The sequence below is a fragment of the Bradyrhizobium uaiense genome, from assembly GCF_010811875.1.
Lineage (GTDB): Bacteria > Pseudomonadota > Alphaproteobacteria > Rhizobiales > Xanthobacteraceae > Bradyrhizobium > Bradyrhizobium uaiense.
The window spans coordinates 1-255 of sequence record NZ_VKHP01000700.1 but is presented as its reverse complement, the minus strand read 5'-3'; the positions used below and the strand labels follow the sequence as shown (position 1 = coordinate 255).

Annotated in this window: 1 pseudogene; it reads right to left on the bottom strand. The window is 68.2% G+C overall.

Annotated features, from left to right (window positions below):
* A pseudogene (locus tag FNJ47_RS47140) lies at nucleotides 1-255 on the bottom strand (ABC transporter ATP-binding protein); the annotation flags it as partial.

Genomic DNA, 255 nt, shown 5'->3' with positions numbered 1-255 from the left:
CCCTCACCTCGTCGGGCGTGCCGTCGGCGATCTTGCGGCCGTTATCCAGCACCGCGATCCGATCAGAGAGGCCCATCACCACGCCGATGTCGTGCTCGATCAGCACGATGGTGGCGCCATAGCTGTCGCGCGCATTGCGCACATGCTCGGACAGCTCGAGCTTCTCGCTCAACGTGACGCCGGCGAACGGCTCGTCCAGCAGCAGCAGCGTCGGCCGCGCCACCAGCGCCCGCGCCAGCTCGACCCGCTTCTGCA